Annotated in this window: 16 protein-coding genes; 15 read left to right on the top strand and 1 reads right to left on the bottom strand. The window is 70.2% G+C overall.

Annotated elements, in window-relative coordinates; genetic code table 11:
• Positions 1-46: 46 nt before the first annotated feature.
• The 15 genes from hmgA to CRT60_RS06370 all read left to right on the top strand — a co-directional run bounded on the left by hmgA (position 47) and on the right by CRT60_RS06370 (position 19650).
• Complete coding sequence (gene hmgA / locus CRT60_RS06445) at positions 47-1351, top strand: homogentisate 1,2-dioxygenase (RefSeq protein ID WP_098735621.1); 1305 nt, start codon at positions 47-49, stop codon at positions 1349-1351.
• A gap of 141 nt (positions 1352-1492) precedes the next feature.
• A complete protein-coding gene (locus CRT60_RS06440) occupies positions 1493-2020 on the top strand; it encodes a class I SAM-dependent methyltransferase (RefSeq protein ID WP_098735620.1) in 528 nt (175 codons plus the stop codon).
• A 154-nt stretch (positions 2021-2174) separates the two neighbouring features.
• Positions 2175-5324, top strand: coding sequence for an ABC transporter transmembrane domain-containing protein (locus tag CRT60_RS06435; RefSeq protein WP_244592315.1), 3150 nt, complete (start codon positions 2175-2177; stop codon positions 5322-5324).
• 200 nt (positions 5325-5524) lie between these two features.
• The gene (locus CRT60_RS06425; protein WP_098735618.1) at positions 5525-7273 is read left to right on the top strand and encodes an ABC transporter ATP-binding protein; all 1749 of its coding nucleotides are present in this window, start codon (positions 5525-5527) and stop codon (positions 7271-7273) included.
• A 257-nt stretch (positions 7274-7530) separates the two neighbouring features.
• Positions 7531-9390, top strand: a complete 1860-nt coding sequence (locus CRT60_RS06420) for an ABC transporter substrate-binding protein (protein ID WP_244592314.1) — start codon at positions 7531-7533, stop codon at positions 9388-9390.
• 5 nt (positions 9391-9395) lie between these two features.
• Entirely contained in the window at positions 9396-10427 is a 1032-nt protein-coding gene (locus tag CRT60_RS06415; protein WP_098735617.1) for an ABC transporter permease, read from the top strand.
• Positions 10428-10438: 11 nt separating this feature from the next.
• Positions 10439-11611 carry an ABC transporter permease gene (locus CRT60_RS06410; protein WP_098736228.1) on the top strand — a complete coding sequence of 391 codons (1173 nt, stop codon included), beginning with the start codon at positions 10439-10441 and terminating at the stop codon, positions 11609-11611.
• Positions 11612-11879: 268 nt separating this feature from the next.
• Positions 11880-13193 carry a glycosyltransferase family protein gene (locus tag CRT60_RS06405; RefSeq protein ID WP_098735616.1) on the top strand — a complete coding sequence of 438 codons (1314 nt, stop codon included), beginning with the start codon at positions 11880-11882 and terminating at the stop codon, positions 13191-13193.
• Between the two features lie 35 nt (positions 13194-13228).
• A complete protein-coding gene (locus tag CRT60_RS06400; protein WP_098735615.1) occupies positions 13229-14485 on the top strand; it encodes a glycosyltransferase family 4 protein in 1257 nt (418 codons plus the stop codon).
• Entirely contained in the window at positions 14482-15588 is a 1107-nt protein-coding gene (locus CRT60_RS06395; protein ID WP_098735614.1) for a glycosyltransferase family 4 protein, read from the top strand. The genes CRT60_RS06400 and CRT60_RS06395 overlap by 4 nt, the downstream gene beginning before the upstream one ends.
• Entirely contained in the window at positions 15585-16301 is a 717-nt protein-coding gene (locus CRT60_RS06390) for a histidine phosphatase family protein (protein ID WP_098735613.1), read from the top strand. Before CRT60_RS06395 ends, CRT60_RS06390 begins: the two co-directional genes overlap by 4 nt.
• Entirely contained in the window at positions 16298-17455 is a 1158-nt protein-coding gene (locus CRT60_RS06385) for a glycosyltransferase family protein (RefSeq protein ID WP_098735612.1), read from the top strand. The genes CRT60_RS06390 and CRT60_RS06385 overlap by 4 nt, the downstream gene beginning before the upstream one ends.
• A complete protein-coding gene (locus CRT60_RS06380) occupies positions 17452-18201 on the top strand; it encodes a polysaccharide deacetylase family protein (RefSeq protein WP_098735611.1) in 750 nt (249 codons plus the stop codon). Before CRT60_RS06385 ends, CRT60_RS06380 begins: the two co-directional genes overlap by 4 nt.
• 33 nt (positions 18202-18234) lie before the next feature.
• Positions 18235-18702, top strand: coding sequence for an HD domain-containing protein (locus CRT60_RS06375; protein WP_098735610.1), 468 nt, complete (start codon positions 18235-18237; stop codon positions 18700-18702).
• Between the two features lie 102 nt (positions 18703-18804).
• Entirely contained in the window at positions 18805-19650 is an 846-nt protein-coding gene (locus CRT60_RS06370) for an isocitrate lyase/PEP mutase family protein (RefSeq protein WP_098735609.1), read from the top strand.
• 85 nt (positions 19651-19735) lie between these two features.
• Here the strand turns inward: CRT60_RS06370 and CRT60_RS06365 are convergent, their stop codons facing one another.
• On the bottom strand, positions 19736-22156 hold the full coding sequence (locus CRT60_RS06365) for a cellulase family glycosylhydrolase (RefSeq protein ID WP_098735608.1): 2421 nt from the start codon (positions 22154-22156) through the stop codon (positions 19736-19738).
• Positions 22157-22379 lie beyond the last annotated feature (223 nt).

The following is a 22379-nucleotide window of genomic DNA, read 5'->3' as shown; positions in this document are numbered from 1 at the left end:
GCCCGGCGCCTGCCGCCGGCGCTCCTCGCAGAAGGGAGCAGCCCGCATGACGTCCCCCGCATTCACCTACCGGTCCGGCTTCGGCAACGAATTCGCGACCGAGGCGTTGCCCGGCGCCTTGCCCGTCGGCCGCAACTCGCCGCAGCGCCCGCCCTACGGCCTCTATGCCGAACAGATCAGCGGCACCGCCTTCACGGCACCCCGCGCCCACAACCGCCGCTCCTGGCTCTACCGCATCCGTCCGGCGGTCGTGCACGAACCCTTCCGCCCGCTGGAGTCCGGCCGCCTGACCAGCCGCTTCGACGAGGTGCCGGCGCCGCCGACCCAGCTGCGCTGGAACCCGCCGCCGATGCCGGAAGCCCCCACCGACTTCATCGCCGGCCTCGCCACCATGGGCGGCAACGGCGGGCCGCAGGCGCAGACCGGCTGCGGCATCCATCTCTACGCCGCCAACCGGTCGATGGCGGGTCGCTTCTTCTACGATGCCGACGGCGAACTGCTGATCGTGCCGCAACAGGGCCGCCTGCGCCTGTTCACCGAGCTTGGCGTGCTGGAGGTCGAGCCGCAGGAGATCGCGCTCATCCCCCGCGGCATCCGCTTCCGCGTCGAGCTACCGGACGGCACCGCGCGCGGCTATGTCTGCGAGAATTTCGGCGCGCCCTTCCGCCTGCCGGATCTCGGCCCCATCGGCTCGAACGGCCTTGCCAACCCGCGCGACTTCCTGACGCCCGACGCCTGGTACGAGGATGTCGACGGCGACTTCGAACTGGTGGCGAAATTCGACGGCGCCCTGTGGACCGCCCGCATCGACCATTCGCCGCTGGACGTGGTGGCGTGGCACGGCAACCACGCGCCCTGCAAATACGACCTGCGCCGCTTCAACACCATCGGCTCGATCGGCTTCGACCATCCCGACCCGTCGATCTTCCTGGTGCTGCACTCGCCCAGCGACACCCCCGGCGTCGACAGCATCGACTTCGTCATCTTCCCGCCGCGCTGGCTGGTGCAGGAGGACACCTTCCGTCCGCCCTGGTTCCACCGCAACGTCGCCAGCGAGTTCATGGGCCTGATCCATGGCGTCTACGACGCGAAGGAGGAGGGCTTCCTGCCCGGCGGCGCGTCCTTGCACAACTGCATGAGCGGCCACGGCCCCGACGCCGAGACCTTCGCCAAGGCCACATCCGCCGACACCAGCCGGCCGCAGCGGATCGCCGACACCATGGCCTTCATGGTCGAAACCCGCGCGGTGATCCGCCCGACGCGGCACGCCCTGGAAACCGCGGAGTTGCAGCACGATTATCACCGCTGCTGGCAGGGGCTGGCGAAGCGCTTCGACCCGAACCATCCCTGAAAGGACCGTCGCTGAAAGCAGGGCAGGGCGACAGGACCGCCGCCGGCTCCCGATCACGCGACAATTTGTCTCGACGGCGCGCGCGCGGACTTCCACACTGCACCCGTGCCATTCGGGCGCTTGGCAAGGGGAGTGGGGCCGATGGCGGCCGGTGTTGGCAATGGTGATGGTGGGGAAAGCCGGTCGCTGCTCGACCGGATGATCGACCGCATGACGGTGCAGCGCAACGCGCTGGCCTGGGCGGAGCGTGCCGTCGCCGGCCGCGACGGTCTGGTGCTGGAGGTGGGGCTGGGCAAGGGCCGCACCTTCGACCATCTGCGCCACCTGTTTCCGCCGCGCGACATCCTGGTCTTCGACATGTGGGTCCGCGTGCCGCCGGAGCTGACGCCCGACGAGGACCGCCTGTTCGTCGGCGATTTCAAGGAGACCATGCCGGCGGCGGCGGAGCGGTTCGGCCGCTGCGCCCGGCTGGCCCATGCCGATTTCGGCAGCACCGACCGCAACCATGACGCCGCGCAGGCGGCGTGGCTGGCGCCGCTGATCGATGCGCTGGTGCTGCCCGGCGGCGTCGTGCTGTCCGACCGGCCGCTGGATCGGCCCAACTGGACCCGGCTCGACCTGCCGTCCGACGAGCGCTGGACCTACCATGCCTGGAGGGTGGAACGCTGAGCGGGGCAAGGTGGATTGAAGCAGGCAGGATGGCAAAAGCAGCGTTGGAAAACCGGCCGGGCCGCGCCAATCTATGTCCCCTCATCCTCCGCAGCATGACAGGGGCGGCCGGCGACGGCTGCGACGCTGAAGGCCGCGACGCTGAAGGCCATTGATGAACCGCAACATTTTTCAGTTCATTTGGAAGCACAGCGGGCGGCAGCAGATCCTGCTCGCCCTGTTGACGGTCGCCTCGTTTCCGGTGCTCTACGCCTCGCTGGAACTGCCGAAGATCATCATCAACCGGGCCTTGTCGGACCCCCAGCCGGAACGCGAGATCTTCGGCGTCGCCATGGGGCCGGTGACCTACCTGCTGGTGCTGTGCTTCACCTTCCTGGCGCTGGTGCTCGCCAACGGCGCCTTCAAGATGCGGATCAACACCTTCAAGGGCGTGGTCGGCGAACGGCAGGTGCGGCGCCTGCGCTTCATCCTGCTCGACCGCATGCTGCGCTTCCCGCTGCCGCATTTCTCCAAGGTCAGCCAGGGAGAGCTGATCTCCACCGTCGCGTCGGAGACCGAGCCGCTCGCCGGCTTCATCGGCGACTCCTTCGCCCAGCCGCTCTACCAGGGCGGCACGATGCTCACCATCCTGCTGTTCCTGTTCATCCAGCAGCCGACCATCGGTCTGGTGTCGGTCGCCCTGATCCCGGTGCAGGCCTACATCATCCCGAAGCTCCAGCTGAAGGTGAAGCTGCTGGGCAAGGAGCGGGTGCGCAAGGTCCGCCAGCTGTCAGAACGCATCGGCGAGAGCGTCGAGAACATCCGCGAGGTCCGCGTCAACGGCACCGTCCGCTACGTGCTGGCCGAATTCTCGCAGTTCCTCGGCAGCATCTACTGGATCAGGCTGGAGATCTACAAGCGCAAGTATTTCGTCAAGTTCCTGAACAACTTCATCAACCAGATCACGCCATTCTTCCTGTTCTCCATCGGCGGCTATCTGGTCCTGCAAGGCAACATGACCATCGGCGCCCTGGTGGCCGCACTCTCCGCCTTCAAGGATTTGACGGCGCCCTGGAAGGAGCTGCTCGACTATTACCAGAACATGATCGACGCCCAGATCAAGTACGAGCAGATCGCCGAGCAGTTCTCTCCCCCCTTCCTGTTCGACTGGGCCACGCCGTCGCCCGCCACGCCCACCGACCTGAAGGCGCCGCTGCGGCTGGAGGCGGTGACCTGGGCCAACGAATACGGCGACCGCATGCTGCAACGCCTGTCGCTGGAGGTGCCGCCGGGCGCCATCGTCGGCATCGCCGGCACCAACGCGCTGGCGCTGCGCCGTCTGGCCGAGGTGCTGGTGCGGCTGTCGCCGCCGACCTCCGGCCGGATCACCATCGGCGACCGCACGCTGGACGAGCTGCCGCTGGATCTGCTGGGCCGCCGCATGGCCTATGCCAGCCCGGAACCGCGCATGTTCACCGGCAGCATGATGCAGAACATCACCTACGGCCTGCGCCACCGCCCGCCGGCCGACGACCCGGACAGCATGACCCCGGCCCGCCGCCGCGAGATCGTCGAGGCCGAGGCGTCGGGCAACTCCACCGACAGCATGGACGGGATCTGGACCGATTTCGGCATGATCGGCGCCACCGACTGGACCAGCCTGCGCCCGTGGTTCATGCAGTGCCTGGCCGCCACCGGCGGCGAGAGCGCGGTCTACCAGCGCGGCCTGCGCGAGGTGTTCGACCCCGACGATTACCCCTTCGTCGCCCAGCCGCTGCTGCGCGCCCGCCACTGGCTGCGCGACGCCATCACCGAACGTGGGATGGACACGCTGCTGGCCCGTTTCGAGCGCGACCGCTTCAACCCCTATGCCAGCCTTGCCGAGAACATGCTGTTCGGCCTGCCCGACGGCAAGCGGCTGACGGTCGCCCGCATGGTCTGCAACCCCACCGTCCGCGCCCTGATGGAGGCGCACGGGCTGTGGGACGCCGCGGTGCGGACCGGCCGCCGCTTCGCCATGCGGGTGGTCGGCGTCTATCGCGACAGCGACGACGGCGACGTCATGATCATGCGCTACCCGCACATCGACGACGCCCTGTTCGAGGAGCTGGTGGAGGCGGTCACCCGGCTGAAGCGCCGGTCCGAACGGCCGCAGCGCCGCCACCAGGAAGCCGACACGCTGCTGTTCGCCACCATGTTCCTGATGATCGTGCCCAAGCGCGACGGCATGGATTTCGCCCCGCCGCAGGAGCGCGAGGCGATCATGGCGATCCGCCGCCGCCTGCTCGACGACATGCCGCACGAGCTGCGCGACAAGGTCGCCGTCTTCGACCCCGACCTCTACCACCCACGCCTGAACGTGATGGACAACCTTCTGTTCGGCCGCATCACCACCGAGGATCCGCGCGCCATCACCCAGCTGCGGTCCTTGGTGGACGAGGCGCTGGAACGGACCGACGCGCGGGCCTTCGTGCTGATCCTGGTGGCGCTGGGCGAGGTCGGCATCGGCGGCTCGCTGCTGCCGATCAGCGTGCGCCAGCGCGTGCAGCTGATCCGCGGCCTGATGAAGAAGCCCGACATCTTCGTCATCTATCAGGCGTTGAACAGCTACGATCCGGAGGAGCGGCTGCGCATCTTCCAGGCCATGAAGGAGCTGCTGCCGACCATGACGCTGATCGTGCTGGAGGAGCGGATTTCCGACAATCCCGCCTTCGACGCGCTCTACGACCTGGAGGAGGGCCGGCTGGTCCGGCGCGGCCACAGCGGCGCCGACCATGACGAGGACACCGTGCCGGGGGACGGGGAGGGGACCGATGAGCCGGCGCTGCGCCTGCTGTCGCGCTCCCCCGTCTTCTCCGACCTGCCGGAAACGGTGCTGCGCCGGCTGCTGGCGGCGTCGGAATGGCGCACGGTGGCGGCCGGCGACTTCATCTACCGCAGCGGCGAATCGTCGGAATTCGCCTTCGTGCTGGCGGAAGGGGAGGTCGAGCAGGTGCGGCTGATGCCGGACGGCCAGCCGCACCTGCACATCGCCTACATCAAGCCGCCGGAGGTGATCGGCGAGCTGGAGCTTCTGGCCGGCGTGCGGCGCTTCTCCAGCTTCCGGGCGCGCACCGACCTGCGGCTGCTGCGGCTGGACGGCGCCACCATGCTGCGCCTGCTGTCGGCGGCGCCGGACCTGCCGATGCGGGTGATCCAGCAGATCGGCAAGCGCCTGACCAGCGAAGCCCCGGCCGTCCCGCCTCCGGCCCCGGCCCCGGCCCCGGCCCCGGCCCCGGCCCCGGCCCCGGCCCCGGCCCACAGCCGATCCGAAACGGAAGCATGATGAAATGGAAGCAGTAGGGCAGGGGCACCGATCATCCCCTCTCCCCCCCGGGGAGAGGGTTAGGGTGAGGGGGATGCATGGCGTGGCTATCCCGGAAATCCTCGCTGTGCGCGCCCCTCACCCCGACCCTCTCCCCGGGGGGGAGAGGGGGATAACAGCGAATTACGAATGGCCTCGTAAAACGGCAGGAGAGCGGCGCGATGCTGAAGGTTGAGGGCCTGACGATCCGCTTCCGCAACGCCCCCCATCCGGTGGTTGACGGCGTCGGCTTCTCCATCGGCGGCGGGCAGAGCGTGGCGCTGGTCGGCGAGTCCGGATCGGGCAAGACGCTGACCTGCCGCAGCATCCTCGGCATCCTGCCGCGCGGGGCGACGGTCACCGGCGGCTCGATCCTGTTCGGTCATGGTGCGGAGGCGGTCGACCTGCTGCGCCTGCCGCCGTCCGGCCTGCGCGACATCCGCGGCAGCCGCATCTCGATGATCTTCCAGGAACCGATGAGTGCCTTGTCGCCGCTGCACACCATCGGCGACCAGACGATGGAGGTGCTGCGGCTGCACGGCAACTGCAACCGGACGAGCGCGCGGGACCGCTGCCTCGCCATGTTCGAGCGGGTGGGCTTCCCCGATCCGGTCCGCGCCTTCCGCTCCTATCCGTTCCAGCTGTCGGGCGGCCTGCGCCAGCGCGCGATGATCGCCATGGCGATGGTCGCCCGCCCGCAGCTGCTGATCGCCGACGAGCCGACCACAGCACTCGACGTCACGCTCCAGGCCCAGGTGCTGGCCCTGATCAAGGAGTTGCAGGGCGAGACCGGCATGGCGGTGCTGCTGGTCACCCACGATCTGGGCGTCGTCGCCAACATGGCCGACGCCGTGGTGGTGATGCGCGCCGGCCGGGTGATGGAATCGGGGGCTTGCGCCGACGTTCTCGGCCGGCCGCTGCACGGCTACACCCGCAAGCTGATGGCCGCCGCCCCCTCCATCCCGGAGATGGTCTGCGCCGAGGGGTCCGGCGCCGTGCACGACCCCATCCTGGAATTCCACGGCGTCGCCAAGACCTACGAGCGCGGCACTGTCCGCATCCACGCGCTGGCCGGCGTCGACCTGTCGGTCGGCCGCGGCGAGACGCTGGCCATCGTCGGCGAGTCAGGATCGGGCAAGACGACGCTGGCGCGGCTGGCCATGCTGGCGGAGCGGCCGGATCCCGGTGGCCGCCTGCTGTTCCGGGCATCCGCCGGGGAACCGCCGCTCGACCTCCTTTCCGCCGCCGGGCCGGAGCTGACCGCCTACCGCCGCCGGGCCCAGATGGTGTTCCAGGACCCCTACGCCTCGCTCAGCCCGCGGATGAGCGTCGGCGAGATCATCGCCGAGCCGCTGGCGATCCACGGCGTCTGCGGCCGCGGCGAGGGCCGCGAGCGGGTGCGGGCGCTGATGGCGCAGGTCGGGCTCGACCCCGCCTGGGCCAACCGCTATCCGCACGCCTTCTCCGGCGGCCAGCGCCAGCGCATCGGCATCGCCCGCGCCCTGGCACTCGACCCGCAGCTGCTGATCTGCGACGAGCCGACCTCCGCACTCGACGTGTCGGTCCAGGCGCAGGTGCTCGACCTCTTGGAATCGATCAAGCAACGGCTCGGCCTCAGCCTGATGTTCATCTCGCACGATCTGGCGGTGGTGGCGCGGCTGGCCGACCGGGTCGCGGTGATGCGCGCCGGCCGGGTGATGGAGGAGGCGCCGCCCGCCATCCTGTTCTCCGCCCCGCTGCATCCCTACACCCGCGCGCTGATCGCCGCCTCGCCGGAGCCGGACGTGAACCGTCCCATCGACGTCGCCACCGTGGCCTTGGGCGCCGGCCGCCCCGACCTGTGGCCCGAACCCTTCCGCCCCACCCTCGACGGCGCCCCGCCCCCGCTGGTGGAAGCGGCCCCCGGCCATTTCGTGAGGCGGGCGGCATGAGGACGATTTCAGTCATGTCGCGCGATCTTCACCCTCTCCCCCCCGGGGAGAGGGAAGGGGCCCACCGCTTTGCGGTGGGAAGGGTGAGGGGGACGCGCGGCGGCCCTTTCACAAAGCTCCTGCAACGCATCCCCCTCACCCTGACCCTCTCCCCGGGGGGGAGAGGGAAGTGGGCCGCACCCCTCCTCCTCCTCCTCCTCCTCCTCCTCACCCTCCTCGCCACCCCCGCTGCCGCCTTCACGCCGCAGGATCCGCCGATGCTGCGCGACCAGGTGCGCTACGGCCTGATCCCGCCCGTCCGCCAGCGCATGCCGGACGAGCCGCTGATCGTCGATGTGGAGGGCAAGGGCCGCGACCTCGGCCTGTCCGGCGGCTGGATCCGCACCTTCATCACCCAGCGGCGCAACAGCCGCATCGCCGTGCTCTACGGCTATGCCCGGCTGGTCGGCTACACCGCCAAGCGCGAGATCGTGCCCGACATCCTGAAGGACGTGCAGGTCGTCGACGGCCGCGACTTCACCCTGACCCTGCGGGCGGGCCACCGCTGGTCCGACGGCGCCCCCTTCACCAGCGACGACATCCGCTACTGGTGGGAGGACATCGCCAACAACCCGATGCTGTCGCCGTCCGGCCCGCCGCGCTTCATGCTGGTGGACGGCAAGCCGCCTGAGGTCAGCTTCCCCGACGCCGTCACCGCCCGCTTCCATTGGGACGAGCCGAACCCCTATTTCCTGCCGACCCTGGCCGCCGCCCGGCCGCCCTTCATCTACCGGCCGGCCCATTACCTGAAACGCTACCACGCCCGCTACACCAGCGAGGCGGAGCTGGCGCCGCTGCTCGCCAGGTACAAGGTCCGCAACTGGGCGGCGCTGCACAACGCGCTGGACGACATGTTCCGGATGGAGAACCCGGACCAGCCGACGCTCCAGCCCTGGATGGCGATCTCGAAGGGCACCGGCAACCACCTGCTGTTCCAGCGCAACCCCTATTACCACCGCTTCGACCGGCGCGGCGTGCAGCTTCCCTATGCCGACGGGCTGGACGTGACGGTGATGGGCGGCGGGCTGATCCCGGCCCAGGTCGCCACCGGCAAGGCCGACCTCCAGGCCGAAGGGCTGACCTTCTCGCAGGTGCCGGTGCTGGTGTCGGGGGAGAGGCAGGCCGACTACCGCACCCTGCTGTGGCCGGAGGGCAAGGCGGCGGAAATCGCCCTCTACCCCAACCTGAACTACAACGACCCGGTCTGGCGCACCCTGCTGCGCGACGTGCGCTTCCGCCGCGCCCTGTCGATGGCGATCGACCGCCGCATCGTCAACCGCTCGCTCTTCTTCGGGCTGGCCGAGGAGAGCGGCGTCGACGTGCTGCCGGGCAGCCCGCTGTTCAAGCCGGAACGCAAGGGGGTGTGGACCGGCTACGACCCGAAACAGGCGTCGGCCCTGCTGGACGAGATCGGGCTGAAACGCAAACGCGGCGAGTTGTACCGCGAGCTGCCGGACGGCCGCCCGCTGGAGGTGATCGTCGAGACCTCGGGCGAGAAGCCGGAGATCTCCGACGCGATGCAGATCATCGCGGAGACCTGGCGCGACATCGGCGTGCGGCTGCTGATGCGCACGGTCGACCGCGACGTGCTGCGCAACCGGGTCTATGCCGGCCAGACGATGATGGCGGTGTGGGGCGGCTGGGACAACGGCATTCCCGACCCCGACAGCAGCCCGGAGGAGCTGGCCCCGATGACCCAGGAGAATTTCAGCTGGCCGAAATGGGGGCAGTATTACCAGACCTCCGGCAGCGCCGGCGAACCCATCGACATGCCGATCCCGCAGGAGCTGATGGACATCGCCCGGCGCTGGCGCCACACCACCGACGAGACCGAGCGGCGCGCCCTGTGGTCCGCCCTGCTCGACATCCATGCCGACCAGATCTACGCCATCGGCGTGGTGTCGAAGACGCCGCAGCCCATCGCGGTCTCCAACCGCCTGCGCAACATCCCCGACAAGGGGCTGTGGCTGTGGGATCCCGGCGCCTATCTCGGCGTCTACCGGCCCGACGAGTTCTATTTCACCGACGCCCGCCCGGCCGATCCCGAGCCGGTCGGCATCCACCGCGGGGAGGACTGACGGCCATGCTGCGCTTCATCCTGCACCGGCTGCTGGTGATGGTGCCGACGCTGTTCGTGGTGTCGATGCTGATCTTCACCGTCATCAACCTGCCGCCCGGCGATTACCTGTCCAACCAGATCGCCGAGCTGCGCGCCACCGGCCAGGAGGCCGGGCTGGCGAAGGCGGAGTTCCTGCGCCACGAATATGCGCTCGACCGCCCGCTGGCCGAGCAGTACCTGATCTGGATCGGCATCTGGCCGGGGCCGAATGGCTTCCACGGCCTGCTCCAGGGCGACCTCGGCTGGTCCTTCGAGTTCAACAAGCCGGTGGCCGCGGTGGTGGGGGAGACGCTGTGGTTCACCGTCATCCTCAACCTCGCCGCCGTGCTGTTCGTCTATCTGGTGTCCTTCCCGCTGGGGGCGCTGGCGGCGATCCGCGCCAACAGCTGGGTCGATTACCTCGCCGCCGCCGTCGGCTATATCGGGCTGGCGACGCCCAACTTCCTCCTGGCGCTGATCCTGCTCTATTACGGCCAGAAATGGCTGGGCCTGCCCATCGGCGGGCTGGTGGACGCGCAGTACGAGGACCAGCCGCTCAGTCTGGCCAAGGTCGGCTCGGTGCTGGAACACCTGATCGTCCCGACCATCGTCATCGGCCTGTCCGGCACCGCCGCCATGGTGCGCCGCCTGCGCGCCAACCTGCTGGACGAGCTGGGCAAGCCCTATGTCGTCACCGCCAAGGCCAAGGGCGTGCCGCCGCTGCGCCGGCTGACCCGCTATCCGCTGCGCATGGCGCTGAACCCCTTCGTCTCCGACATCGGCTCGCTGCTGCCGTCGCTGGTGTCGGGATCGGTGCTGATCTCCGTCGTGCTCAGCCTGCCGACCATCGGCCCGGCCCTGCTGGAGGCGCTGCGGGCGCAGGACATCTTCCTGTCCGGCTTCATCCTGATGTTCATCTCGCTCCTGGTGCTGGTCGGCATGCTGGTCTCCGACATAGCACTCGCCCTGCTCGACCCCCGCATCCGCCTCGGCAAGGCGAGGAAGGCCCAGTCATGAAGGAAGGGGGCATGAAGGATCCGGCCACGACCGGCGGCTGGGAGCATTACGTCGACGACCGGCCCTATCCCGATCCGGCCGCGGCGGACGCGCCGGCCACCCGCTTCGATGCCAACGCCTCGACCGGGCGGCTGATGCTGCGCCGTTTCCTGCGCCACCGGCTGGCGGTGCTGGGGGCGCTGTTCCTGGGCCTGTCCTATCTCAGCCTGCCCTTCGTCGATTTCCTGGTGCCCTACAGCGCCAACGAGCGCGACGTGGAGCATCTCTACGCCCCGCCCCAGGGCGTCCACCTGTTCCACGACGGGCAGTTCATCGGCCCCTTCGTCTATCCGACCACCGGGCGGCCCGACCTGAAGGACTATCGCTGGCGCTACGAGACCGACACCAGCCGGCCGATGCCGCTGCAATTCCTCTGCCCCGGCGCGCCCTACCGCTTCCTCGGTCTGGTCGAATCGCGGGTCCGGCTGGTCTGCCCGCCGCCGGGGGCGTCGCTGCATCTCTTGGGCACCGACCGGCTCGGCCGTGACATGCTCTCGCGCCTCGCCATCGGGGCGCAGCTGTCGCTGACCGTCGGGCTGCTCGGCATCGCGGTGTCCTTCGCCATCGGCATCACGCTGGGCGGCATGGCCGGCTATTTCGGCGGCTGGATCGACGCCGGGGTGCAGCGCCTGTCGGAAATCCTGAAATCCCTGCCGGAGCTGCCGCTGTGGCTGGCGCTGTCCGCCGCGGTGCCGGCGCAATGGAGCCCGGTGACGGTGTTCCTCTGCATCTCCGTCATCCTCGGCCTGCTCGACTGGCCGTCGCTGGCCCGCGCCGTGCGCTCCCGCTTCCTGGCATTGCGCGAGGAGGATTTCGTCATGGCGGCGGAGCTGATGGGGGCCAGCCCGGCGCGCATCATCCGCCGCCACCTGCTGCCCAACTTCGCCAGCCACCTGCTCGCCAGCGCCACCCTGTCGATCCCGGCGATGATCCTGGGCGAAACGGCGCTGTCCTTCCTGGGGCTGGGGCTGCGCCCGCCGGCGACCAGCTGGGGGGTGATGCTGAACGACGCCCAGAACCTCATGGCGGTGGAAACCTATCCTTGGGTGTCATTGCCGATGCTGCCGGTGATCCTGGTAGTCTTGTCCTTCAACTTCTTCGGCGACGGCCTGCGCGACGCCCTGGATCCCTATCATGGCGACTGACCCGTCATCGCCGCCGCAAGCCGGCTGGCGGCCTGTCCGGCGCTCATATATATCACAGCGCATAGATGCGTTGCTCTTACCCGGCCGGAAGTCATATTGATGCGCGGCAAAATCCATGTGAGGGGTTCTCTCCAGGCTGGAGCCTTGCCGCCGGTGCCTGGACGACCCCGCAACCACCGGCGCCGAACCGGTTCCAAAGACAAGCACAGCGATCTGTTCCGCGACGGATTGTCGGTTCCGAAGCATTGCTGAAGCGGAGTGTCCGAGCATGCACCAGCCACAGCCGCCCCTTCGGTCCCTTCATCCCGACCGGACGCCGCCGCGCATCCTGCTCTACAGCCATGACACCTTCGGGCTCGGCCATCTGCGGCGGTCGCGGACGATTGCCCAGGCCCTGGTGTCGGCCTTTCCCGACGCCTCCGCGCTGATCCTCACCGGCTCGCCGGTCGCCGGCCGCTTCGACTTTCCGGAGCGGGTCGACCATGTGCGCCTGCCCGGCGTGGTGAAGCAGCCCGACGGCGGCTACACCGCCCGCAACCTCGGCCTGCCGATCGAGGAGACCACCGCGATCCGGGCGGAGATCATCCGCGCCACCGCCCGTGCCTTCCGCCCGACGCTGGCCATCGTCGACAAGGAGCCGACCGGCCTGCACGGCGAATTCCTGCCGGCGCTGGACGAGATGCGGGCCAGCGGCAACACCCGCGTCGTGCTGGGCCTGCGCGACGTGCTCGACGCGCCGGAGGCCTTGCAGCCGGAGTGGGAGCGCAAGGAGGCGGTCGCCGCCATCGAACGCTATTACGACCAGCTCTGGATCTACGGCCTGCCGGAGGTCTACCGCCCGCTGGACGGGCTCGACCTGCCGGCGGAGATCGCGGCGCGGCTGCGCTACACCGGCTATCTGAAGCGCGAGCCGACCGAAGGCGGCGGTGCGGTCCAGGCCGCGGACTGCCCGATGACGGGCCCCTACGTGCTGGTGACGCCGGGCGGCGGCGGCGACGGGGCGGCCCTGGTCGACTGGACCATCGCCGCCTACGAGAGCGATCCGGACCTCGTCCCCCGCGCCCTGATCGTCTACGGCCCCTTCCTGGAGGATGCCCGCCGCCAGGAATTCGCCACCCGCATCCGCCAGCTGAAGGGCAGGGTGGAGACCATCAACTTCCATTCCCGCATGGAGGATCTCTATGCCGGCGCGGTCGGCGTGGTGGCGATGGGCGGCTACAACACCTTCTGCGAGATCCTGTCCTTCGACAAGCCGTCGGTGCTGGCCCCGCGCACCCGCCCCCGGCTGGAACAGCGCATCCGCGCCGAGGCGGCGGAGGCCTTGGGGCTGCTGCGCACGCTGGACAGCGACCGCGACGGCGCCGACCCGCGGGCGATGGCCGACGCCATCCGCGCGCTGCCCAACCAGCCGCCGCCCTCGGCCAGCCCGCTGCCCGGCCTGCTCGGCGGGCTGGAGCGCATCGTCGACCTGACGCGCGAGGTGCTGGCGGCCGACTCGGTGCTCCCCCGCACCACCCCCGTCACCCCGATCCGCCGGGCGGCGGAACGGCTGTCCCGCGCCATGGCAGGCAAGCGCGCATGACCGGAGAGGGAACGGACGGCCGGACGTCGTCCTCCATGGTTTCGAAAGCCGTGCCGCTGAAAATCGCCGTGGTGGTGAAGGGCTATCCCCGCCTGTCGGAGACCTTCATCGCGCAGGAGCTTCTGGCCCTCCAGCAGCGCGGCATCGATCTGTCGATCTGGTCGCTGCGCCACCCGACCGACAGCCGCCGCCACGCCCTGCACGACCGCATCACCGCCCCGGTCCATTATTTGCCGGAATATCTGCGCGACGAGCCGGCCCGCGTGCTGCAGGCACTCGGCCGCCTGATCCGGCACCACCCGGCCGGCCTGCTGCGCACCGCGGCGGGGTGGCTGCGCGACCTGTGGCGCGACCGCACCGCCAACCGTGGACGCCGCTTCGGGCAGGCGCTGGTGCTGGCGGCGGAGCTGCCGGCCGACGTGCCCTTCCTCTACACCCATTTCCTGCACACCCCGGCGTCGGTCGGGCGCTATGCCGCCGCGATCCGCGGCATCGGCTGGGGCTTTTCCGCCCATGCCAAGGACATCTGGACCACGCCGGACTGGGAGAAGCGCGAGAAGCTGGCCGATGCCCGCTTCGGCGCCACCTGCACCGCCGTGGGTGCCGCCCATCTGCGCGGGCTGGCCGCCGACCCGTCCCGCATCGACCTCGTCTATCACGGCCTCGACCTCTCCCGCTTCCCCGCCCCGCCGGACCGTGGCGACGCCCCACAGCGCGACGGCTCCACACCGGAGCGCGCGGTGGAGATCCTGTCGGTCGGCCGGCTGGTGGAGAAGAAGGGCTATGACCGGCTGCTCGACGCGCTGGCGACGCTGCCGGACGGGCTGCATTGGCGGCTGGTCCATATCGGCTCCGGCGACCTCAAGCAGGCCCTGCGCGCCCAGGCCGAACGGCTTGGCCTGACCGACCGCATCGAGTGGCGCGGCGCCCAGGACCAGGCGACGGTGATCCAGGCGCTCCGCCATGCCGACCTGTTCGTGCTGACCAGCGTGGTGGCCGGCGACGGCGACCGCGACGGCCTGCCCAACGTGCTGATGGAGGCGGCGAGCCAGCGCCTCGCCATCCTCTCCACCGCCGTCTCCGCCATCCCGGAATTCATCGCCGACGGCACCCACGGCCTGCTGACCGACGGCACCCCGCCCGCCATCGCCACAGCACTGGAACGGCTCGCCGCCGACCCGGCGCTGCGGCTGCGGCTGGCCGACGCCGCCTATGCCCGGCTCTGCGCCGAGTTCGGCATGACCGCCGGCATCGACCGCCTCGTCCGCCGGCTGGAGGAGGCCGCGGCGTGACCGCCCTCCAGATTGCCTTTTATGCCCCGCTGAAGCCGGTCGACCATCCCATCCCCTCCGGCGACCGCCAGATGGCGCGGCTGATCCTGCGGGCGCTGGGGGCAACCGGCCCGGTGGAGGTGGCAAGCGGGCTGCGCGTCTATGACGGTGCCGGCGACCCCACCGTTCAGGCCCGCCTGAGCGCCGCCGCCGCCGCCGAACGCGACCGGCTGCTGTCGCTCTACGCCGCCGAGCCGGAGCGGCGCCCGGCGCTGTGGCTCAGCTACCATGTCTATTACAAGGCGCCCGACCTGATCGGCCCGGCGATCGCCCGCGCCCTCGGCATCCCCTATGTCGTGGTGGAGGCGACCCGCGCCCGCAAGCGCCTGACCGGCCCCTGGGCCGCCTTCGCCGCCGCCGCCGAGGCCGCCATCGAGGCCGCCGCCCTCGTCCTCTGCGTCAGCGCCCGCGACCGTCAGGCGGTGGAGGCCTACGGCCCGCCCGGCCAGCGGGTGGCGATGCTGCCCCCCTTCCTTGACCTGCCGCCGGCCCCGGAAGCCCGAGAGCCGACCGTGACGCCCCGCCTGCTGCCCCGGCTTTTGACTGTCGCCATGATGCGGCCGGGCGACAAGCTGGCCTCCTACCGCCTTCTCGCCGACGCGCTCCACCTTGTGGCGGCCCAACCCTGGACGCTCGACATCGTCGGCGCCGGCCCGGCGGCGGCGGAGGTGGCGGCGCTGTTCGCCCCCTTCGGCCCGCGGGTGACGCTGCACGGCGCCTGCCCGCCGGACAGCCTCGCCGGCCATTACCGCACCGCCGACCTGCTGGTCTGGCCCGGCCTCAACGAGGCGTTCGGCATGGTCTATCTGGAGGCGCAGGCCCAAGGCGTGCCCGTGCTCGCCATCGACAATGCCGGCACCGGCACCGTCATCCGCGACGGCGTCGGCGGCCGGCTGACCGGCCCCGCCCCGCAGGAATTCGCCGCCGCGCTCGCCGCCCTGCTGGCCGATCCGCCGGCCCTGCGCGCCCTCGGCCGCAGCGCCCGCGCCCATGTCGAGGCCCACCATGCCCTGACCGCAGCCGCCGACCGCCTGCGCGGCCTGCTGACCGGACTTGTGTCATGATCCGCCTCGCATTCCTGCGCCACGGCATCACCGCCTGGAACCGCGAGGGCCGCATCCAGGGCCGCACCGACATCCCGCTGGCCCCGGACAGCCGCGAGCAGCTCGCCGCCCTGACCCTGCCGCCGGACTGGCGCGACGCCACCCTGCACGCCAGCCCGCTGGCGCGCGCGGTGGAGACCGCTGCCCTTCTCGGCAAGGGCCGCCCCGTCCACACCGACCCGCGCCTGATCGAGATGGACTGGGGCGCCTGGGAGGGCCTGCATGGCCGCGACCTGCGCGCCGACCCCGCCAGCGGCTACCGCGACCTCGAACACTGGGGCTGGGACTTCCGCCCCCCCAACGGCGAAAGCCCCGCCGACGTGCGGGAGCGGTTGACGGGATGGCTGGCGGACTTGCAACCCCCTTTCCCACCCCAGGACCAATCCCCTCTCCCCCCCGGGGAGAGGGTTAGGGTGAGGGGGACGCACGGCGAGGATCTCTTCGGCGTTGCCGAACCCCCTCATCCCAACCTTCTCCCCGGGGGGGAGAAGGGGCTTCACCTCGTCGTCACCCACATCGGCGTGATGCGCGTCGCGCTGGCGCTCGCCTGGGGCTGGGACTTCCGCGGCCCGCCGCCGGTGCCGGTCAAGCGCAACCGCCTCTACGTCCTGACGCTCGCCGCCGACGGCACGCTCCGCCCGACCGGTCCAAAAGAAGGCCTGCGCCTGTCATGAGGCTGCTGATCGCCGTCACCCATCTGCTCGGCACCGGCCATCTCAGCCGCGCGCTGGCCCTGGCCGAGGCCTTCACCGCCCGCGGCTGGCGCGTCGATGTCGCCAGCGGCGGCCGTCCCGCCCCCCACCTCGAAACCGGCACCGCCACCCTGCACCAGCTGCCGGCGCTGGCGAGCGACGGCGCCGACTTCGCCACCCTGCTGGGCGCCGACGGCACCCCCGCCGACGCCGGCCTGTTCGCCGCCCGGCGGGCGATGCTGACCGGCCTGCTCGACAGCGTCCACCCCAACGTGCTGATCACCGAACTCTTCCCCTTCGGCCGCCGCGCGCTGGCCGCCGAGTTCGACGCCCTGCTGGAGCGCGCCCGCGCCCTGCCATGCCCGCCGCTGACGCTGGCCTCGGTTCGCGACATCCTGGCCCCGCCTTCCAAACCCAAGCGGGTGGCCGAAACCGAAGACCGCCTGCTGCGTCTCTACGACGGCGTGCTGGTCCATTCCGATCCCGCTTTGATCCCGCTGGAGGACAGCTGGCCGCTGACGCGAGCGATGATGCCGCTGCTGCGCTACACCGGCTTCGTCGTGCCGCCGCCGCCCGTCCCCGACGACGGCACCGACGGCAATGCCGAGATCCTGGTCACTGCCGGCGGCGGCCCGGTCGGCCGCCCGCTCTTCGAGGCCGCAGCCCAATGCGCAGCCCTGTGCGCCGCCTCCGGCGCCCTGCCACAGCGCTGGCGCCTGCTGGTGGCGAAGGGCGACGCGGCGCTGGCCGACCGGCTGCGCGCCCTGGCCCCGCCCGACCGGCTGGTGGTGGAGCCGGTGCGCCCCGACTTCCGCGCCCTGCTGGGCCGGGCGTCGGCCAGCGTCGGCCGCTGCGGCTACAACACGGCACTCGACTGCCTGACCGCCGGCGTGCCCAGCGTCTTCTGCCCCTTCGAGGACGGCAAGGAGGTCGAGCAGACCATCCGCGCCGCCATCCTGGCCCGCCAGCCCGGCATCGCCACCCTGCGCGAGGCCGACCTCACCCCCGACAGCCTCGCCCGAGCCTTGCAGTCCGTGCTGGGCGCCCACATCCCGCCGCTCAGCCCCGCTTCGCTGGCCGGGGCGGCGCGCAGCGTCGAGATCGTCGAAGCCTTGCTGGCGGAGAAGACATCATGACGAGCTGGACCGCCGTAGACGAAGAACTCGCCCGCTGGACCGGCCTCGGCCGCCGCTGCCCGCTGTGGCTGCGCGACGACGACGCGGTCGCCGCCGGCCCGCAGCTCGACGGATTGCTGACCCGCAGCACCCAGGCCGGCATCCCCCTCGGCCTCGCCGTCATCCCCGCCGATGCCGAACCGTCGCTCGCCGAGGCACTGGCCGGTCATGGGCGCGTCACCCCGCTGGTCCATGGCTGGTCCCACACCGACCATGCCGCCCCCGGCCGGAAGAAATGCGAATTCGGCCCGGAGCGCCCGCCCGAGGTCCGGCAGGCCGAGGCCGAACGCGGCCTGTCCACCCTGCGCGGCCTGTTCGGCGACCGCCTGCTGCCGCTGTTCGTCCCGCCCTGGAACCGCATAGCCGCCGACATGCCGGCCCGCCTGTCGGCCTCCGGCTACCGCGCCGTCTCCGCCTTCGGCCCGTCGCCGGCACCGGGTGACGGCATCGCCTGGATCAACACCCACCTCGATCTGATCGACTGGCGCGGCAGCCGCTCCGCCGTTCCGCTCGACGCCCTGCTCGACCAGCTGTGCCGCGAACTGCGCGACCGCCGCGAGGGCCGGCGCATCCCGGCCGAGCCCATCGGCCTGCTGACCCACCACCGCGTCCACGACGCGGCGATCTGGGATCTGCTGGACCGCCTGCTCGACCGGCTGAGCGGCCATCCCGCGCTGGAATGGCCGGATGTCGGCAGCCTGGGGTGATGATATGGCAGAGGGCCGCAAAAGGGAGCAACCATGGCGCAGGACGAGATCTGGTTTCGCGAGACGCTGGAGTTTGCCAGGACCCTCCACCACGGTCAGGTCGACAAGGCCGGCGCCCCCTATTGGCGGCATCTGGAACGGGTGGCCCGCCGCTTGATCGAGCGGTTCCCCGACGCCACCAAGGCCCAGCTTCAGGCCGCCTTGCTCCATGACGCGATCGAGGATGCCGGCGCCACCGCGGACGATCTCCGCGACGCCGGCATCGAGGAGGAGGCCATCGCCGCCATCCGGCTCGTCAGCCGGAACCTCGATCCCGACGGAACCTATCTGGAGTGGATCGGACGGATCGCCGCCAGCGGCAATGTCACGGCGATCCGCGTCAAGCTGGCCGACAATCTTGACAACAGCGATCCCGCCCGCGTCGCCGCGATTGCCGCCGGCCCCCGGATGGTCGCGGAGAAATACGCGCCGGCACGGGCGATCCTCGAACGGGCGCTGTAGCCGGCCGGCCGGGCGCCGCAGCCGGCCTGGCCGATGGACTGCGCCACAGCCCCGCCTTACCCTGTACCGAATCCGCGCCGCCGCTTCAGAGAAAGACCCGCAATGACCGACCGCCAGCAGGCCCGCGCCGCCTTCGCCGACCTCCACACGGACGGCTGCTTCGTCATCCCCAACCCGTGGGACGCCGGCAGCGCCCTGATGCTGGAGCATCTCGGCTTCCGCGCGCTGGCGACCACCTCGGCGGGGTTCGCCTTCTCCTGCGGGCTTCCCGACACCGACTGGGCGGTGCCCTGCGCGGACATGCTGTCCCACATCGCCGGCATCGTGCGCGCGACCGGCCTGCCGGTGAATGCCGATTTCGAATCCGGCTATGCCCATGACCTCGACGGGCTGGCCCGCAACCTGCGGCTCTGCGCCGACACCGGCGTCGCCGGCCTGTCGGTGGAGGACGCCACCGGCGACCCGGCGAAGCCGCTCTACGAGTTCGATCTGGCCGTCGAGCGCATCGCCGCGGCGGCGGAGGCCCTGCGCGGAACCGGCGTGCTGCTGACCGCCCGCTGCGAGGCCGTGCTGGTCGACCATCCGGCCGCCATCGAGGAGGCGATGCGCCGGCTGCCGGCCTATGCGGCGGCGGGTGCCGACGTTCTCTATGCGCCGGGCCTGCGCACGCCGGAAACCATCCGGGCGGCGGTCGAGGCGGTGGGACCGAAGCCGCTCAACCTGCTGGTCTCGGCGCCGATCGGCCTGACGGTGGCGGAGATCGCCGATCTCGGCGTGCGGCGGATCAGCCTGGGCAGCGCGCTCAGCCGCGCCGCCTGGGGCGGCTTCCTGCGGGCGGCGCGGATGCTGGCCGACGAGGGCCGCTTCGACGCACTGGCGGAGGCGGAGCCGTTCGACGCCCTGAACGGCTTCTTCCGGACACGGAACCGGGACGGCCGGCAGAGCTGACAAACAGAAAAAGCCGGCCCGCGTCAGTGACGACGCGGGCCGGCCCAGTTCTGCGATGGAGGTGTGCGGTTAGAGAATCTGCGCCTTACGCCGCGTGGTCGGTGATGAAGCCGGTGGCGGTGCCCAGGTTGGCGTTGTCGTGGGTCAGTTGCAGCAGGAAGTTCTCCGTGCCGTCATTGGTGTTGGTGCCGTTGATGTGGACGGAGACCGTCTTGGTGGTCTCGCCCGGCTGGAAGGTCAGGCTGCCATGGGCGGCGGTGTAGTCGGTGCCGGCCTTGGCGGTGCCGTCCTCGGTCGCATACTCGATGGTGGTGGCGGTGGTGACCGCCTTGGCCAGTTGCACGGTGAACACCGCCTCGTCGCTGCCGGCGACGGTGCCGGAGCTGCCGGAGTTGGCGGCGAGACCGGCCTTGATGATGTTCATCTTGGTCGGATCGACGGTCTTGTAGTCGTCCTGCAGCAGGCCGCCGACGTCGCCCGATTCCGGCGTCCAGGCCCAGTAGGTCCAGTTCATGCCCTGCTGGCCGGCCGCCAGATCGCTCTTGCCGTCCAGGTTCCAGTCGCCGTTCATGTACTTGATCAGCGTGCTGGCCCAGGTCTGCTCGGCGGCGCTGTGCATCTGGCCGCCGAACTCGCCGACCAGGATCGGGGCGATGTTGTTCTTGTAGATGTAGCCCCACATGCTGTCGTACTGGGCCGGCAGGTTGTCCGGATAGCTCGGATCCGACAGCCAGCTGAACTGCCCGACGCTCTGGCCGTAGGCGTGCGGCGAATAGACCAGCTTGTTGGGGGTGTCGAACTCGATGGGATGGGTCTTCACGCCGGCCAGCGTGCTGCTCCACTCCGTGCCCTCGACCAGCAGCAGCCAGTCCTTGTTGACGGTCTGGATCGAGTTGCCGATGCGCTCGGCCGCCGCGGCCCAGTCGGTGGCCTGATTGCCGTCACCCCAGGTGGCCGACACGCTCGGCTCGTTGTGCAGGTCGGCGCCGATCACCGCCTTGTTGCCGGCATAATGCTCGGCCAGCATCTTCCAGTTCTCGATGACCTTCGATTCGGGGTTGTTGTCGGTGTACCACAGCCCGTGCTCGTTGGTGCCGGCGCCGCCGTCGTTGCGGTGGTGGTCGAGGATCACCTTGATGCCGTTCTTGCCGGCATAGTCGATGACCTTGTCATAGACCTCCAGCCGGGTCAGGCCCTTCAGGTCCGGGTTCTTCGAATAGTCGATGCCGTTGGTGACCGCGGTGCTGTCGAACATGTCGTCGGCCCAGGTCAGGCGGATGACGTTGAAGCCCAGGTCCTTCATGCTGTCGATGTGGTGCTGGTAGCTGTCGGCCCACAGGCCCGACGGCACGTAGTTGTAGCCCTCGCCGCCGAACCAGTTGACGCCGGTCAGCCGGACGTTGTTGCCGCTCTCGTCGACGATCTGGTTGCCGTTGGTGTGCAGGAAGCCGTTGATCGAGCTGCTGCTCTGCACCATGCCCGGATCGGACACCGTGACGTTGCCGACCTTCAGCGACAGCGAGGTGTCGCCGCCCGTCGAACCGCCCGTCGAACCGCCCGTCGAACCGCCCGTCGAACCGCCCGTCGAACCGCCGGTGGCCCCGCCGGTCGCGCCGCCCGTGGCGGTGCCGCCCTTGCCGGCATCGGTGGAGCCGCCCGCCGAGCTGGTGGAGGCGGCGAAATGGCTGGCATCCAGCTTGGCGGTCAGGGTGGCGTCCCAATAGAGGTCGGTGGTCGCCCCCAGATCGGCACCGTCGGCGGTGCGCTGGACCGACATGGCGGCGTCGGTGGCCGCCACGGTCTTGCCGTCGACGCTGACGCTGTGGACGAACAGGTTGCGGTCGGTGCCGTCGATGACGGCGTCGTTGTCGTACTTCACCTCGACCGAATGGGCGGTGCCCTGGGCCAGATCGGCGGTGAACTTGTAATCCTTGGCTTCCGAGCTGGTCGCCGTGCCTTCGCCGATGGCCTTGCCGTCGACCAGCACGGTGAAGTGTGCGCCCTCACCGGCGGCGGCGCTGCCGGCGGCGTTCACGGTGATGACGTTCTGCGCGGTGCCGGCGGCCGGAGCGGCAGGGGTGGCGGGAGCGGCCGGGGCGGCGGTCTGCGCGCCGCCATAGTAGTTGGCGGGGGTGCTGAAGGTCAGCGCGCCGTCCCACCACATGGCTTCCTGGCCGGCCTGCGTCGGCGCCGGGGCGGCATCGTCATAGCGTTCGTAGATGGCGTCGGTCGGCTTCAGCGTGTGGCCGTTGACCTCGATCGACTGGACGTAAAGGTCGCGATAGGCGCTGGTCGCGGTGTCGTTGTCGTAAACGACCTGAATCTTGTGCGCCGTGTTCGCGGCAAGGTCGGCGGTGAAGCTGTATGCCTTCGACGAGGCGTCGGCCGCATTGGCCGAACCGACCTCCTGACCATCCACCAGCAGCTTGAAATGCGGTGCGACGCCATCCAGGGATTGGCCGTAGGCGTTGACGACAATCTTGCTCGGCGAGGTGGTCGTGCTCATGACTTCGATCCTATGTCCGTTGTGTTGAAGCCATGCTGGGGCTTCAATGGTTAACGAAACCTTTCCAAATCCGGTTAACTTTTCTCGAACCTTGTGGCAAATTTGGCCCAGATCGTCACAAGCCCGGTCAAGGCCCCCGCAACGGGTCGGCGAACTATATCCCATCATGGTCACAGGATTTGCGATCCTGTACACAGTCTTCCTTTGAAAGAGCCAATATCCA

Origin of the sequence: Azospirillum palustre (assembly GCF_002573965.1) — a bacterium.
Lineage (GTDB): Bacteria > Pseudomonadota > Alphaproteobacteria > Azospirillales > Azospirillaceae > Azospirillum > Azospirillum palustre.
Note: the sequence above shows the minus strand (reverse complement) of the source record. Positions and strands in the feature narration are given on the sequence as shown.

Coding starts and splice junctions, on each gene's coding strand:
- CRT60_RS06400 (WP_098735615.1), top strand. CDS start 13,229: ATGGTTTCGAAAGCCGTGCCGCTGAAAATCGCCGTGGTGGTGAAGGGC.
- CRT60_RS06385 (WP_098735612.1), top strand. CDS start 16,298: ATGAGGCTGCTGATCGCCGTCACCCATCTGCTCGGCACCGGCCATCTC.
- CRT60_RS06440 (WP_098735620.1), top strand. CDS start 1,493: ATGGCGGCCGGTGTTGGCAATGGTGATGGTGGGGAAAGCCGGTCGCTG.
- CRT60_RS06390 (WP_098735613.1), top strand. CDS start 15,585: ATGATCCGCCTCGCATTCCTGCGCCACGGCATCACCGCCTGGAACCGC.
- CRT60_RS06435 (WP_244592315.1), top strand. CDS start 2,175: ATGAACCGCAACATTTTTCAGTTCATTTGGAAGCACAGCGGGCGGCAG.
- CRT60_RS06365 (WP_098735608.1), bottom strand. CDS start 22,156: ATGAGCACGACCACCTCGCCGAGCAAGATTGTCGTCAACGCCTACGGC.
- CRT60_RS06420 (WP_244592314.1), top strand. CDS start 7,531: ATGCTGCGCGACCAGGTGCGCTACGGCCTGATCCCGCCCGTCCGCCAG.
- hmgA (WP_098735621.1), top strand. CDS start 47: ATGACGTCCCCCGCATTCACCTACCGGTCCGGCTTCGGCAACGAATTC.
- CRT60_RS06405 (WP_098735616.1), top strand. CDS start 11,880: ATGCACCAGCCACAGCCGCCCCTTCGGTCCCTTCATCCCGACCGGACG.
- CRT60_RS06410 (WP_098736228.1), top strand. CDS start 10,439: ATGAAGGATCCGGCCACGACCGGCGGCTGGGAGCATTACGTCGACGAC.
- CRT60_RS06380 (WP_098735611.1), top strand. CDS start 17,452: ATGACGAGCTGGACCGCCGTAGACGAAGAACTCGCCCGCTGGACCGGC.
- CRT60_RS06375 (WP_098735610.1), top strand. CDS start 18,235: ATGGCGCAGGACGAGATCTGGTTTCGCGAGACGCTGGAGTTTGCCAGG.
- CRT60_RS06415 (WP_098735617.1), top strand. CDS start 9,396: ATGCTGCGCTTCATCCTGCACCGGCTGCTGGTGATGGTGCCGACGCTG.
- CRT60_RS06370 (WP_098735609.1), top strand. CDS start 18,805: ATGACCGACCGCCAGCAGGCCCGCGCCGCCTTCGCCGACCTCCACACG.
- CRT60_RS06425 (WP_098735618.1), top strand. CDS start 5,525: ATGCTGAAGGTTGAGGGCCTGACGATCCGCTTCCGCAACGCCCCCCAT.